We start from the raw sequence: 255 nt of genomic DNA on the forward strand, positions 1-255 counted from the left end.
CGCCATCGCCGTGCCGCTCAACCTCGTCTTCGGCGTGGCCGCCGCCTGGGCGATCGCCAAGTTCGAGTTCAAGGGCAAGGCCTTCCTGACGACGCTGATCGACCTGCCGTTCTCGGTCTCGCCGGTGGTCTCCGGCCTCGTCTTCGTGCTTCTGTTCGGCTCGCACAGTGTCCTTGGTCCCTGGCTGCAGAGCCACGGCATCCAGATCCTCTTTGCCGTGCCGGGCCTGGTGCTCGCCACCGTCTTCGTCACCTT

The 255-nt window shown here is 65.9% G+C and carries 1 pseudogene; it reads left to right on the forward strand.

Annotated elements, in window-relative coordinates:
* Positions 1–255 (forward strand): annotated as a pseudogene (cysW, locus tag IB263_RS33925) (sulfate/thiosulfate ABC transporter permease CysW); the annotation flags it as partial.

The sequence above is a fragment of the Ensifer sp. ENS03 genome (genome assembly GCF_014852035.1).
Taxonomy (GTDB): domain Bacteria; phylum Pseudomonadota; class Alphaproteobacteria; order Rhizobiales; family Rhizobiaceae; genus Ensifer; species Ensifer adhaerens.